Genomic DNA, 13981 nt, shown 5'->3' on the forward strand with positions numbered 1-13981 from the left:
GCCTACTTTAATGCATGGCAGGGGGTGGCGACTAACGGCACGCGGGGTATTTTTAGCAAAACTTGTAGGAAAATTGTGTGAGAGGCACAAAGGACGGCGAGCAGGCGTGTCCGCTCACCGCCTCTGCTTCAACGGCAGGGCACCTCGGGATGCCAAGGCTGGCTATGCACGGCAGAGTTGAGATCCGGGCGTTTGTCGAGGCTGTAGAAGTTCTGTTTGTAGGCCATGCCGTTGTACGACACCGCCTCTGCGTAGGTTGAATACACCTTGGTGGGCGACCACGCCGGAATGTCGCGGCAACTGCCCGAAGGTGGCGGGGCCTTGACGGTGATCGGTTTTTCCAGTCGCAGCGTACCGCCGCGCCCGTCACTGACCCCGACACTGACGATGACGCGGGTATCGCCGGTGACCGCAGGGGCGGTGAGGGTGACGCTGCGGGTATTGCCGATGGTGCCGGTGAAGCCGGTCGGGCGCGTCCACGTGTAGCTCATCGCGTCGCCGTCAGGGTCGCTGGTGTTGGCGATGAAGCTCACGGCCTTGCCCGAATCGACCGTTTCGCTGCCCTGCAGGCTGCCGACGGGTGGGCGGTTGGCGGGGGTGCCGGTGGTCACCGTGAGGCTGTGGCTGGCCGTCGCACGGCGATCGCGTTCATCGGTGACGGTCAGGGTGATGACGCGTGTTCCCGCCGTATTCGGAGCAATAAAGCTGCTGGATGCTTGCGCCGAAAAGTCCGGGTTGAAGCCAGTGGCCGCCCAGGCGAAGCGCAAGCCTTGGCCCGTGGAGGAGGCCCCCGATAGCAGCACCGCCTTGCCGGCCTCAACACTGGAAGGGCCGGTGATCCTGGCGACCGGCAGCCCGTTGCCGCAGGTGCCCAGGCGCCGCCAGGGTTTGGCGGCGCCGGTTTCAACAAAGTTCAGATCGGGGCGAGCGTTTTGCGTCCAGTGCGCCACTTGGTAGTTGTAACCGCTGTAGGAGACTTTTTCGCCAGCGGAGGCATATACCTTGCTCGCAATCCAGGGGGCGGCGCAGTCGCCGACCGGAGGCGCGTCAGGGGCCTTGATGGTCATGTTTTCCCTCAGGTTGAGGGTGTGGGTGCCGTCGGACACCGCCACGGAAATCGAGGTCAGGGTATCGGCGGTTACGGGCGGGGCGGTCAATGCCAAGGTCGGTCCATCCCCGTCCGGAGGGGTAAACCCGTCGGCATTCCAGCGATAGGTCAGCGGTTTTTGCGTGGGCGATTGCGCATAGACATGGCCGTTGAACGTCTCTCCCGATTTGGCTTGCTCGGGGATGGCCAGCCGGCCCGTGGGCGGTTGGCCGGCGCCGTCGGCAAGCAGTTTGCGGATGGCGGCCTCCAGGTCCGGTTGCACGCCAATCTCGGTACGGTTGCCGTTGGCTTGTGGATAGCCGGTCTCCACGAGGATTCTGCGCAGTTCCTTGGGGGCGAGATTGCCCAGGCCATTGGCCCGCGCCACACCTTGCAGCGATGCCATCACCCCGGCAATGATCGGGTTGGCGGAGGAGGTGCCGCTGTAGGTGTGGGTGTAGGCGCTGGTGGGGTTGGCGGTGGTCCAGGTCGTCGTGGTGACGGAGCCGCCCCAACTGAACAGGTCGACGCGTCTGCCGTATTGGGAGTAATAGGCTCTCAAACCGCTCGTGGGGTACACGGCGCCCGCGTAGATGCTGCCGGAATCGAATCTGTTGCGATCAAAGTAGCCGTTGAAGTAGGGGTGGTCCAGGTTGATATTGCCGTTTGCCGCAGCCAGTACGACATGCACACCTTTTTCCATCGTCAGGTAGGTGATGATGTCGCGTACCATGCTGTTGTATTCCAGGGGCATGTAGCAGTTCTGGGTGCAGCCGACTGCTGGAAAGGGCGTGTAATTCATATGCACGCCCAGTTGCAACACATCGCCGGGGCTCAGTTGTTCGGCGGTTTGCAGCAATCGGCTGGGGCCATATTGCGAATAGCCCAGTTGTGCATGGGGCACGATGCCGGTGGTGCCGAAGCCGTTGTCCCTGGAGCCGATGGTGCCGACGCTGGCCGTGTCGTGGTAGCCAGTAAGAGCCCCTGCATCGACTTCCAGAAAAGGTTTGGGCAGGTCCACGTGGTTGTAGGCCCAATGATCGATCTCCGAAGAGATCACCCGCATGTTGTAGCCCTTGCCACCGGGTACGGTCCAGGCCTTCACCGCGTTTACACCGCCGATGTTGTAGGGCGGCACGGCTTGTCGGCCGAGCAGGTAGTGCTGGCGTCCGGTATGGTCCGGTATGCTGCCGCGCGCACTGCCTGCGATGGGTTCGGCCTTGTCGTCGTGCATGCCCTCCACCACGGGTTCAAAGTCGACGTCTTCTATGGCCGGGTCTTGCTGGAGTTGCTGGCGCAGTGCGTCAGCCTGCCTGTGGCTCAAGTGGCGCGTGTCGACAATGTAGTAGCGGTCCAGCCGATGGCGGCGCAGGGCTTCTGCATCCGCCAGCGTGCGGGCCTTGCTCGGCGTTACCAGCGGCTTGATGTTGGGCACGCGGTGCTGGAAGGTGCTGGAGGGGTCGACGAGGTCCTGAAGATTTCGCGACCTGGATCCGTCGTCTTTGATCAGCAGAATCAAGTGTGAATAGTCAGTGTTGGCTGCGGATGCCGCCAGCGCTGATGAAACCGTAGCCAAAAGGCCAATGGCCAGGAACTTGCTGAGGGATTTCATCGAGGCACCCGTGCAGTCACCGTTGCTTTGCTCAGCTAAGGCCGGAAACACGGGGCCGGGTACTGTTAGAAATAACAGTACCGACCAACGGTCAAGGGCATCGGTGAAGGCTGCGCCAGTGCGATTCAGGCGCGGATGTAGGTGCCGGTGCCCTTGAGGATGTTTTGCAGGGTTTGTTCCACTTCTGCCATCTCCGCTGCGGCGGTGGCGTGGGTTATCTCCAATTGGTCCTTGCCGCCCAGTGCATCGGCATCGCCCGCTGCCAGCTCTACCCGCAATGTCGTGTCGCTGAGGGTGACTTTCAGCCCATCCAGGGTCGACGGCTCATAGTCCCAGGTCAGTTCCACTTCGTCTTCGTCGGGGTAGCGGGTGAGCATGAACATCTCGCCGTTCCTGCCGTGGCAGCAGAGCATGGCCATGTTGTCTTCTTCGTCGTCGCACGGGGTGGCCATCAGGGCGTCGGTTTTCAGTTGCAGCATGGGGAATCCTGTCTGGGGTAGGGCGTTGCGTAGGCAATTGTGCCATTGCGGCGAATTTTGTGCTGCTTCCTGTGTCAGACCCAGCGCATGACCTGACGGGCAATACCGGTCATTTTCGGTACTCGGGGCGGGGAAAATAGCCGGTTTTTCTACCGGGAATTCCGGGTTGCCCAAGTCGCAACCCCACGCCTGCGTACCGATGACCGAATATGTCGCAGCATCGCAAGCACCCGGCTTCCCACACTCGTTAAGCTGCGCAACGGATGTGCACGTGCCAGGCGCCTGACCTGCCCGTCGTACCGTCACCCGGCAAGGTGCGCATCTTATGGAAGTTGTATGTGACCTCATTGTCTTGTCCAGCTTCACCCACCTGTCACCCTGATTCGTTTATGGTGCTTAACTCGTTACCTGCGAACAGAGCTGACGGTCTCCCCACCAGGGGATAACACGCGACGCTTCCATCAATAACAAGCCCAAGCGGAGTACCACAGATGGCGTTCTTCACCGCAGCCAGCAAGGCCGACTTCCAGCATCAACTGCAAGCGGCACTGGCGCAGCACATCAGTGAACAGGCACTGCCACAAGTGGCGCTGTTCGCTGAACAATTCTTCGGCATCATTTCCCTGGATGAACTGACCCAGCGTCGCCTTTCCGACCTGGCCGGTTGCACCCTGTCTGCCTGGCGCCTGCTTGAGCGCTTTGATCACACCCAACCGCAAGTGCGGGTCTACAACCCCGATTACGAACGTCATGGCTGGCAATCGACCCACACCGCGGTCGAAGTGCTGCACCATGACCTGCCATTCCTGGTGGACTCGGTACGCACCGAGCTGAACCGCCGTGGCTACAGCATCCACACCCTGCAGACCACCGTGCTCAGCGTGCGCCGTGGCAGCAAGGGCGAGTTGCTGGAAATCCTGCCCAAGGGCACCCAGGGCGAAGGCATCGAGCAAGAATCGCTGATGTACCTGGAAATCGACCGCTGCGCCAACGCCGCCGAACTGAACGTGCTGAGCAAAGAGCTTGAGCAGGTACTGGGCGAAGTGCGCGTGGCCGTGGCCGATTTCGAACCGATGAAGGCCAAGGTCCAGGAGCTGCTCGACGGTATCGACGCCAGCCCGTTCGGCATCGACGGCGAAGAGAAAGCCGAGATCAAGAACTTCCTGGAATGGCTGGTGGGCAACCACTTCACCTTCCTCGGCTATGAAGAGTTCGTGGTACGTGACGAGGCGGACGGCGGTCATATCGAATATGACGCCAGCTCGTTCCTCGGTCTGACCAAGCTGCTGCGCGCCGGCCTCACCGCCGACGACCTGCGCATCGAAGACTACGCCGTGTCGTACCTGCGCGAGCCGACCGTGCTGTCGTTCGCCAAGGCCGCGCACCCAAGCCGTGTGCACCGCCCGGCTTACCCGGACTACGTGTCGATCCGCCAGATCGATGCCGACGGCAAGGTGATCAAGGAATGCCGCTTCATGGGCCTCTACACCTCGTCGGTGTATGGCGAAAGCGTGCGCGTCATCCCGTATATCCGCCGCAAGGTCGCGGAAATCGAGCGTCGCTCGGGCTTCCAGGCCAAGGCGCACCTGGGCAAGGAGCTTGCTCAAGTCGTTGAAGTGCTGCCCCGTGACGACCTGTTCCAGACCCCGGTCGACGAGCTGTTCAGCACCGTGATGTCGATCGTGCAGATCCAGGAACGCAACAAGATCCGTGTGTTCCTGCGTAAAGACCCGTACGGTCGTTTCTGCTACTGCCTGGCCTACGTGCCGCGCGACATCTATTCCACCGAAGTGCGCCAGAAGATCCAGCAAGTGCTGATGGATCGCCTGAAAGCCTCGGACTGCGAATTCTGGACCTTCTTCTCCGAATCCGTGCTGGCGCGCGTGCAGCTGATTCTGCGGGTCGACCCGAAGAACCGCCTGGACATCGACCCGCTGCAACTGGAAAAAGAAGTGGTGCAGGCCTGCCGCAGCTGGCAGGACGACTACTCCAGCCTCGTTGTGGAAAGCTTCGGCGAAGCCCACGGCACCAACGTGCTGGCGGACTTCCCGAAAGGCTTCCCGGCCGGCTACCGCGAGCGTTTCGCTGCGCACTCGGCCGTGGTCGACATGCAGCACCTGCTCAGTCTCACCGAAGCCAACCCGCTGGTGATGAGCTTCTATCAGCCGCTGGGCCAGGTCTCCGGCCAGCGCGAGCTGCATTGCAAGCTGTATCACGCCGATACCCCACTGGCACTGTCCGACGTCTTGCCGATCCTGGAAAACCTCGGCCTGCGCGTGCTGGGTGAGTTCCCGTACCGCCTGCGCCATGCCAACGGCCGCGAGTTCTGGATCCACGATTTTGCGTTCATTGCCGCCGAAGGCGTGAACCTGGACATCCAGCAGCTCAACGACACCCTGCAGGACGCGTTCGTGCACATCGTGCATGGCGATGCAGAGAACGATGCGTTCAACCGCCTGGTACTCACCGCCGGCCTGCCATGGCGCGACGTCGCGCTGTTGCGTGCCTACGCCCGTTACCTGAAGCAGATCCGCCTGGGCTTCGACCTCGGCTACATCGCCAGCACCCTGAACAACCACACCGACATCGCCCGCGAGTTGACCCGGTTGTTCAAGACCCGCTTCTATCTGGCGCGCAAGCTCACCGCCGATGACCTGGAAGATAAGCAGCAACGCCTGGAACAAGCGATCCTCACGGCCCTGGACGACGTCCAGGTGCTCAACGAAGACCGCATCCTGCGGCGCTACCTGGACCTGATCAAGGCCACCCTGCGCACCAACTTCTACCAGACCGACGCCAACGGCCAGAACAAGTCGTACTTCAGCTTCAAGTTCGACCCGCGTGCCATCCCCGAGCTGCCCAAGCCGGTGCCGAAGTTTGAAATCTTCGTCTACTCGCCGCGTGTCGAAGGCGTGCACCTACGCTTTGGCAATGTGGCCCGTGGCGGCCTGCGCTGGTCCGACCGTGAAGAAGACTTCCGTACCGAAGTGCTCGGCCTGGTCAAAGCCCAGCAAGTGAAGAACTCGGTGATCGTGCCGGTGGGCGCCAAGGGCGGCTTCCTGCCGCGTCGCCTGCCATTGGGCGGCAGCCGTGACGAGATCGCGGCCGAGGGCATCGCCTGCTACCGCATCTTCATTTCCGGCCTGTTGGACATCACCGACAACCTCAAGGATGGCGCCCTGGTGCCGCCGGCCAACGTCGTGCGCCATGACGACGATGACCCGTACCTGGTGGTGGCAGCGGACAAGGGCACCGCGACCTTCTCCGACATCGCCAACGGCATCGCCATCGACTACGGCTTCTGGCTGGGCGATGCCTTTGCCTCCGGTGGTTCCGCCGGTTACGACCACAAGAAAATGGGCATCACTGCCAAGGGGGCTTGGGTCGGTGTGCAGCGTCACTTCCGTGAGCGCGGCATCAACGTGCAGGAAGACAGCATCACCGTGGTGGGCGTCGGCGATATGGCCGGCGACGTGTTCGGTAACGGCCTGTTGATGTCCGACAAGCTGCAACTGGTCGCGGCCTTCAACCACCTGCATATCTTTATCGACCCGAACCCGAACCCGGCCACCAGCTTCGTCGAGCGCCAGCGCATGTTCGAGCTGCCGCGTTCGGCCTGGACCGACTACGACACCAGCATCATGTCCGAAGGCGGCGGTATCTTCTCGCGCAGCGCGAAGAGCATTGCCATCTCGCCACAGATGAAGGAACGCTTTGACATTTCGGCCGACAAGCTGACCCCGACCGAACTGCTGAACGCCTTGCTCAAGGCGCCGGTGGACCTGTTGTGGAACGGCGGTATCGGTACCTACGTCAAGGCCAGCACCGAAAGCCATGCCGATGTAGGCGACAAGGCCAACGACGCGCTGCGCGTCAACGGCAACGAGCTGCGCTGCAAGGTGGTGGGCGAGGGCGGTAACCTCGGCATGACCCAGCTGGGCCGTGTGGAATTCGGTCTCAATGGTGGCGGCTCCAACACCGACTTCATCGACAACGCCGGTGGCGTGGACTGCTCCGACCACGAAGTGAACATCAAGATCCTGCTCAACGAAGTGGTGCAGGCCGGCGACATGACCGACAAGCAACGCAACCAGTTGCTGGCGAGCATGACCGACGAAGTCGGCAGCCTGGTGTTGGGCAACAACTACAAGCAGACCCAGGCCCTGTCCCTGGCTGCGCGCCGTGCCTACGAGCGTGCCGCCGAGTACAAGCGCCTGATGAGCGACCTGGAAGGCCGTGGCAAGCTGGACCGCGCCATCGAGTACCTGCCGACCGAGGAGCAGCTCACCGAGCGCGCTTCCACCGGCAAGGGCCTGACCCGTCCGGAACTGTCGGTGCTGATTTCCTACAGCAAGATCGACCTCAAGGAAGCGCTGCTCAAGTCGCTGGTACCGGATGACGACTACCTGACCCGCGACATGGAGACCGCGTTCCCACCGAGCCTGGTGGCCAAGTTCGGCGAAGCCATGCGTCGCCACCGTCTGAAGCGCGAGATCGTCAGCACCCAGATCGCCAACGACCTGGTCAACCACATGGGCATCACCTTTGTGCAGCGACTCAAGGAGTCGACCGGCATGAGCCCGGCGAACGTGGCCGGTGCCTACGTGATCGTGCGCGACATCTTCCACCTCCCGCACTGGTTCCGCCAGATCGAAGCCCTGGACCACCAGGTCTCCGCTGACGTGCAATTGCAGTTGATGGATGAGTTGATGCGCCTGGGCCGTCGCGCCACGCGCTGGTTCCTGCGCAGCCGTCGCAACGAGCAGGACGCCGGCCGTGACACCGCGCACTTCGGTCCGCACCTGGCCGCGTTGGGCCTCAAGCTCGACGAACTGCTGGAAGGTCCGACCCGCGAAGGCTGGCAGACCCGCTACCAGGCCTACACCGAAGCCGGCGTGCCGGAGTTGCTGGCGCGCATGGTTGCAGGCACGACCCACCTGTACACCTTGCTGCCGATCATCGAAGCCGCTGATGTGACCGGGCATGACGCCGCCGAAGTGGCCAAGGCCTACTTCGCTGTCGGCAGCGCCCTGGACCTGCCGTGGTATCTGCAGCAGATCAGCGATCTGCCCGTGGCCAACAACTGGCAGGCCCAGGCCCGCGAAGCGTTCCGCGACGATGTGGACTGGCAGCAACGTGCGATCACCATTTCCGTCCTGCAAATGGCCGACGCGCCACAGGACATGGAAGCCCGCGTGGCCCTGTGGCTTGAGCAGCACAAGGACATGGCTGATCGTTGGGTCGCAATGATGGTGGAAATCCGTGCTGCGGTCGGCACGGACTACGCCATGTACGCGGTGGCCAACCGTGAGTTGCTGGACCTGGCGTTGAGTGGTCAATCGGTGTTGTAAAACAACGACTGGTACTGGACGAATCCCTGAATCTCACGATTCAGGGATTTTTTTTGGCCCGGTGAACCCGGGCAGCCCGCTATTGGACGATTATTTCGCAGTGCCCGGAATGATCAACTCCTCAAGGCGAGAGAAGGGTTCAATAGCCTTTTCTGCAAGTTGGGTCAGGGTCGTGTTGGCCTTTTCCCAATCCGTTTGCGTCATCTGCATTTCGATTGCGTGGAGGTCGGATGCAAGCATGGGAACCTCTTCAACCTCCGCTGTTTTCTTGAGTACATACTTCAACATCGCGTAGGCCAGGCCGAGGTCCTTGGCTAGGCCGTACGTGCGCGGCGCCTGTCGCTCGCCAGGGGCATAGCGGGATGCGTCTTTTTGCGCGCGTGCAAAGTTGGCGAGTGCGTAGCCGTATTCGAGCATCCCGTATACCTGTCCCATCCACGCCAGTTGAGCAAGACGTGATTGTTTTTCGGCAAAGCTGGCATTCGACTCATCGGAAAAGACTCGTGCGTGTACCGCCAAAGGCAGTCCACCGTCTGCGGACGCTTGCAGGAGTTCTTCGATTCGGGCGTGGCGTAGGGTGTCGTTACTAAAGATCTCAGGCTTTTGTTGATACAACTGGGCGAGTTTGTATTGGGCTTGGTTCCAGCCGACGGCGGCGGACTTCTCCAACCAGTGGGTGTCATTGGTAATGAGGTACATGTAATACATGCCCTGGGGATTCTCTTGGCTCGCCGGGTTGGTCAGCAGGCCCTTGGCTTTTTCCAGGGACTGGGCGTCACCCAGTTGTATCAAGGCAGGAATATAGTTCTGAGCCGCAGCCAATCTGAGCCATTTCTTTGTATCGTCGCTTGCGTGGGAAGTGACCTCACCGTTCTTGTGATGCCAGATGCCGTCGCGGTAAGCACCGCATGTGGCCAGGGCGAACTGAGACCAAGCGTTGCCGGTCGCGGCGGCTATGTTTAGAAAGCGCTCGGCTTCTTCAAGTTTGTTGAGCTGGAATATTTTCGCTCCCGTGTAAAGCGCAGCATCGTTCAACTCGTTCAGAGCCGTCTGCATTTCCAGTGGCATTGTTGTTTTTTGCGTGTTCAGTTGCGAAAGCACGCTGAACAGTGCTGGTCGTATTTTTGAATCTGATTTCATGATTGGTACCTGTAATACGCACTCAAATTGTGCGCAAACAGGGTGTGAGATTGCCTGGGCCCTCAGGCGTTAGATAGCTATTGCGTTAGCTTGAGCAGTTTCGATTCCAGGTGATCCAAATGCTGGGTCATCAGGCTGATCGCACGGTTGACGTCGCGTTGCTCAACTGCGTCGACAATCGCCACATGCTCCTGCCACGCGCAATACGTGCAGGCTTTGGCCTCATATTGCGCAATGATCAACGACGTCAGCGGCACCAGGCTGTTCAGGAACTGCGCCAGCGGCGCATTTCCTGCTATGGCTGCCAACTGCAGGTGAAACTCCCCCGACAAGCGTATCGCCGGCCCACGCTGGTCACGTTCAATGCAATCGCGCTCGCGGGCGATCAATTCGCGTAATTGGCGGATTTGCCCGGAGCTGGCCTGGGCGCATGCCAATTGCACCACGGTCATTTCGGTCATGCGCCGCGCTTCGAGGATTTGCCGCGTCTGCTGGGCATCCGGCGCCGCCACTTGGGCGCGCTGGTTCGGACGCAGGATAATCACTTGCTGATGGGACAGTTTGGCCAATACCCGACGGATCACGCTGCGGCTCACGCCGAAGGTTTCGCCCAGGCTTTCTTCGGTGAAGCGGCTGGCCGGGGCGATGCGTTGTTCGAGGATTGCGTCGAACAACCGTGGGTAGATGTCATCCACCGAAGGCTTCTTGCCGGCCACCAGGCGCAGGGTGGGCAAGTAGGGGTCGTGTTGCAGGGCGTGGGCGGTCATGGCCGGTCTCCAATAAATCAGCTGCCCAGATGATCGTCCGGGATATTCAGGCGAATGCCCATGCGCAGGCCTTCCTGGAGGATATGCCGGCGCATCTCGGCACTGGCCAGGGCGCTGTTCTTGTTGCGGATGGCGCGTACCACCGCCTCATTTTCCTGCAGGCGTTCCGCCAGGTGCTCGGGTGAGTTGCGCAGCACCTGGGTGCTTTGCTTGAGGGCATTGCTGGTTTGCTGCACCACGTTCTGGAAGATCGGGTTGGAGGTGAGCGCGAACAGTTCCTCATGAAAGTCGAGGTAAGCGTTCATGCCGGCTTCGGCGTCACCGGCATCCAGGGCTTCGCGCATGTCCATCAGGGTCAGGCGCAATTGGCCGACTTCCTTGCTGCTGATGGACTGGGCCACCAGGCCGACGATAAAGGGTTCGAGGGTGTAGCGCAGTTGCAGGATGTCTTCGAGGCTGGCGTCGGCCACGGCGTCGCTCGATTGTGGTTCGCTGACGCTGGTTTCCAGCACGACCACACCTTTGCCGGGCATGGAGCGCACCAAGCCGAGGGTTTCCAGCACGATGACCGCTTCGCGCAGGCTGGGGCGGCTGATGCCCATCTGTTCGGCCAGTTCGCGCTGGCCGGGCAGCATTTCGCCCCGGCGCCACTGACCGCGAGCCAGGGCGGCGCGGAGTTTTTCTACGACTGAATTGACGACGGTTGAGGTGCTGATCACGTCGTGCGCTCCTTAAAAATGAATAATCCCTGCACTGTAGGAGCGAGCTTGCTCGCGAAAAACTTCAAGTCACCGCGTGCATCCAGAATGCCCGCGTTATCGTTGACGACCTTCGCGAGCAAGCTCGCTCCTACAGTGGAAAGCGTTTAGCGTTTTAAAATTCCTGGTGGGCCGGCACTACCGGCTTCCTGGCCTGGAAGGCATAACCTTGCTGGCCGTCCAGCACCTTGTTGGCGCGTTGGATATCGATGTCTTTTTCCCAGCGCGCGATGGCCACGGTGGCGACGCAGTTGCCGATCAGGTTGGTCAACGCGCGACCGATGCCCATGAACCAGTCCACCGCCAACACCAGCACCAGGCCGACCACCGGAATCGCCGGGATCGCCGTGAGCGTCGCCGCCAGGATCACCAGGGCCGAGCCGGGAATCCCGTGGGCACCCTTGGAGGTGATCAGCGACACCAGCAGGATGGTCAGCAGATCGGTCATCGACAGCGGCGTGCCGGTGGCGTTGGCGATAAACACGATGGCCAGGGTCAGGTAGATCGAGAAACCGTCGAGGTTGAACGAGTACCCGGTTGGAATCACCAGGCCCACGGTGGAACTGCCGATGCCCAGGTGTTCGAGTTTGCGCATGACCTGCGGCAGCACGGCATCGGAGGAGGCGGTGCCCATCACGATCAGCAGTTCTTCACGCAGGTACTTGAGCAACGGCAGCATGCGCAGGCCCGACAGGCGCATCACCAGGCCGAGGATCAGCGCGACGAAGGCAAGGCAGGTCAGGTAGAACAGGCCCACCAGGCTGCCCAAGTGTTGCAGGGAGTCCAGCCCGTAGGTGCTGGTGGTGAAGGCGATTGCGCCGAACACACCGATCGGCGCCAGGCGCACGATCATGCCCATGATGCGGAAAATCACGTGGCTGAGTTCGTTGATCAGCCGGGTGATGCCCGAGGCTGCTTCGCCTACCAGGTTCAGCGCGCTGCCGAACAGTACCGAGAACAGCAGCACTTGCAGCACGTTGTTGTCGGCAAAGGCGCCGATCACCGAATTAGGGATCAGGTCCATCAGGAACTGGCTGGTGCCTTTGATGTGCTGGCCCTTGTCGGCCAGTTCATTCAGGCCGGCAGAGGAGAGCTGCTCCAGGTGGATATTGGCACCTTGGCCGATCCCGGTGCTGAAGGCCATGATCAGGCCGATCACCAGGGCGATGGTGGTGAGGATCTCAAAGTAGATCACCGACTTAAGGCCGATGCGCCCGACCTTCTTCAAGTCGCCGGCCCCGGAAATACCACTGACCACCACGCAGAACACGATCAGGCCGATCAGCATCTTGATCAGCTTGATAAAGCCGTCACCCAGGGGTTTGAGTTGCGAGGAGAATTCGGGAAGGGCCAGGCCGCACACGATGCCGAGCATCAGGCCAATCACGACTTGCAGGAAAATCGAACGCGAGCACCATCTGAGCATGGGAGGGATCTCTATTCGGTGCCCTGGTGGTTCCAGGGCTTAATTGTTGTGGTCATACCGGTAAGTCCAGTGCGTCGCCAGTCTAGGCCAGGTATTTTTGAAATCACAAGTAAAAATTCGGCGGTTGGCAGGTCCCGGTCTGACCAGTTGGTCGCGAAGGTGGATGCTTGAGCGGTTGGCGGGGCGCAAATTTTTTCGCTTATCATTCGCCGCCTGGCACATGAGGTGATGGATGGACAAACCAGGACTGACCACCGACGAAGCAGGGCTGACCCACTGCACCTGGCGCACGGCCGCGCCGGAATACCTCCGTTATCACGACCACGAGTGGGGCGTACCGGTGGCGGATGATGTTCAGCTGTACGAGAAGATCTGCCTGGAAGGCTTCCAGGCCGGCATGGCCTGGATCACCATCCTGCGCAAGCGCGAGCCGTTCAGGGCGGCATTCGACGGTTTTGATTTTCGCCGGGTGGCGCAGTACGGCGAGGCGGATGTCGAGCGGTTGATGCAGGACGCGGGCATCGTGCGTAACCGGGCGAAGATCGTTTCCACCATCAACAACGCCCGCCGGGCGTGTGAGCTGGTGGATGAGACCGGCTCGCTGGCGCAGTGGTTATGGGCGTTCGAACCCGGCCCTGAAGAGCGACCGGCAGTGGTGGACCTGGCTTACTGGACGGGCAATCCCATCTCGCCGGCCTCGGTGCGCCTGTCCAAGGCTTTGAAGAAACGTGGCTGGACGTTCGTCGGGCCGACCACGCTGTATGCGCTGATGCAGGCGATGGGGATGGTCAATGATCACCTTGATGGGTGCGTGTGCCGCCCAAAGATCGAAGAACTGCGCCGCCAGTTCAAGCGCCCGTGAGTCGCTGACGGAGGGAGGGGGCTTCATCCATATTGCTGGTTGGTGATGAGGCTGATTAGTGAGGAAGAGGGGTCAACACCTCGGCCTTGTCATCCAGCACCATCACTACCAGCAGCCTGGCCGGCTGGGTCTGGCTGGCATTGCTGGATTCAAAGTGTCGCGAACCCGCGGGCTCGTAGAACGATTCGCCAACCGTGTAGGTCCTGGCTTTCTCATCATTCACCCGCGAGGTAATCGCGCCTTCGAGCACATAGGCCACGGCCGTGCCCGTGTGGCTGTGGGGTACGGTGGCCTGGCCGGGGGCGTAGTCCACGGTGAGCATGAGGGTTTTCTTGCCGGGCACCTGGGGCAGCGCGTGTTCTTGCAGGACCTTGATCGATTCCTGGTTGTACACGGGCGGGTGGGCAAAGGCGCTGAGCGAGGCGAGCATCAGGGTGGTGGCGAGCAGGCGTTTCATGGCGAAGTTTCCGAGAAGTTCGAGACCTGCCCACCGTACGCC

Annotated in this window: 9 protein-coding genes and 1 pseudogene; 2 read left to right on the forward strand and 8 right to left on the reverse strand. The window is 61.2% G+C overall.

Features of this window, described 5'->3' with window-relative positions:
- Positions 1 to 128: 128 nt before the first annotated feature.
- Together BFQ01_RS28975 and BFQ01_RS28980 are read right to left on the reverse strand one after the other, a co-directional pair.
- On the reverse strand, positions 129 to 2699 hold the full coding sequence (locus tag BFQ01_RS28975) for a S8 family serine peptidase (RefSeq protein WP_065927990.1): 2571 nt from the start codon (positions 2697 to 2699) through the stop codon (positions 129 to 131).
- A gap of 125 nt (positions 2700 to 2824) precedes the next feature.
- On the reverse strand, positions 2825 to 3178 hold the full coding sequence (locus BFQ01_RS28980; RefSeq protein WP_065927991.1) for a hypothetical protein: 354 nt from the start codon (positions 3176 to 3178) through the stop codon (positions 2825 to 2827).
- Between the two features lie 491 nt (positions 3179 to 3669).
- Here BFQ01_RS28980 and BFQ01_RS28985 point away from each other — a divergent pair, with 491 nt between their 5' ends.
- Positions 3670 to 8529, forward strand: a complete 4860-nt coding sequence (locus BFQ01_RS28985) for an NAD-glutamate dehydrogenase (RefSeq protein ID WP_065927992.1) — start codon at positions 3670 to 3672, stop codon at positions 8527 to 8529.
- Positions 8530 to 8619: 90 nt separating this feature from the next.
- Here BFQ01_RS28985 and BFQ01_RS28990 read toward each other — a convergent pair whose 3' ends face one another.
- From BFQ01_RS28990 to BFQ01_RS29005, 5 genes and pseudogenes are all read right to left on the reverse strand, one after another.
- Positions 8620 to 9669, reverse strand: a complete 1050-nt coding sequence (locus BFQ01_RS28990) for a hypothetical protein (protein WP_141691324.1) — start codon at positions 9667 to 9669, stop codon at positions 8620 to 8622.
- A gap of 77 nt (positions 9670 to 9746) precedes the next feature.
- On the reverse strand, positions 9747 to 10436 hold the full coding sequence (locus BFQ01_RS28995) for a GntR family transcriptional regulator (protein ID WP_065927994.1): 690 nt from the start codon (positions 10434 to 10436) through the stop codon (positions 9747 to 9749).
- A 17-nt stretch (positions 10437 to 10453) separates the two neighbouring features.
- A complete protein-coding gene (locus BFQ01_RS29000) occupies positions 10454 to 11155 on the reverse strand; it encodes a FadR/GntR family transcriptional regulator (protein ID WP_065927995.1) in 702 nt (233 codons plus the stop codon).
- A gap of 32 nt (positions 11156 to 11187) precedes the next feature.
- Positions 11188 to 11277, reverse strand: a pseudogene (locus BFQ01_RS33120) (outer membrane lipoprotein carrier protein LolA); the annotation flags it as partial.
- 32 nt (positions 11278 to 11309) lie between these two features.
- Entirely contained in the window at positions 11310 to 12635 is a 1326-nt protein-coding gene (locus BFQ01_RS29005) for a C4-dicarboxylate transporter DctA (RefSeq protein ID WP_176718771.1), read from the reverse strand.
- 217 nt (positions 12636 to 12852) lie between these two features.
- Between BFQ01_RS29005 and BFQ01_RS29010 the strand changes: the two genes are divergently transcribed.
- Positions 12853 to 13482 carry a DNA-3-methyladenine glycosylase I gene (locus BFQ01_RS29010; protein ID WP_065927997.1) on the forward strand — a complete coding sequence of 210 codons (630 nt, stop codon included), beginning with the start codon at positions 12853 to 12855 and terminating at the stop codon, positions 13480 to 13482.
- A 55-nt stretch (positions 13483 to 13537) separates the two neighbouring features.
- Here BFQ01_RS29010 and BFQ01_RS29015 read toward each other — a convergent pair whose 3' ends face one another.
- Positions 13538 to 13939: a cupin domain-containing protein gene (locus BFQ01_RS29015; protein WP_065927998.1), complete on the reverse strand. Its 402-nt coding sequence runs from the start codon at positions 13937 to 13939 to the stop codon at positions 13538 to 13540.
- Positions 13940 to 13981: the final 42 nt, after the last annotated feature.

The organism is Pseudomonas sp. 8 R 14 (assembly GCF_900005955.1).
Lineage (GTDB): Bacteria > Pseudomonadota > Gammaproteobacteria > Pseudomonadales > Pseudomonadaceae > Aquipseudomonas > Aquipseudomonas marginalis.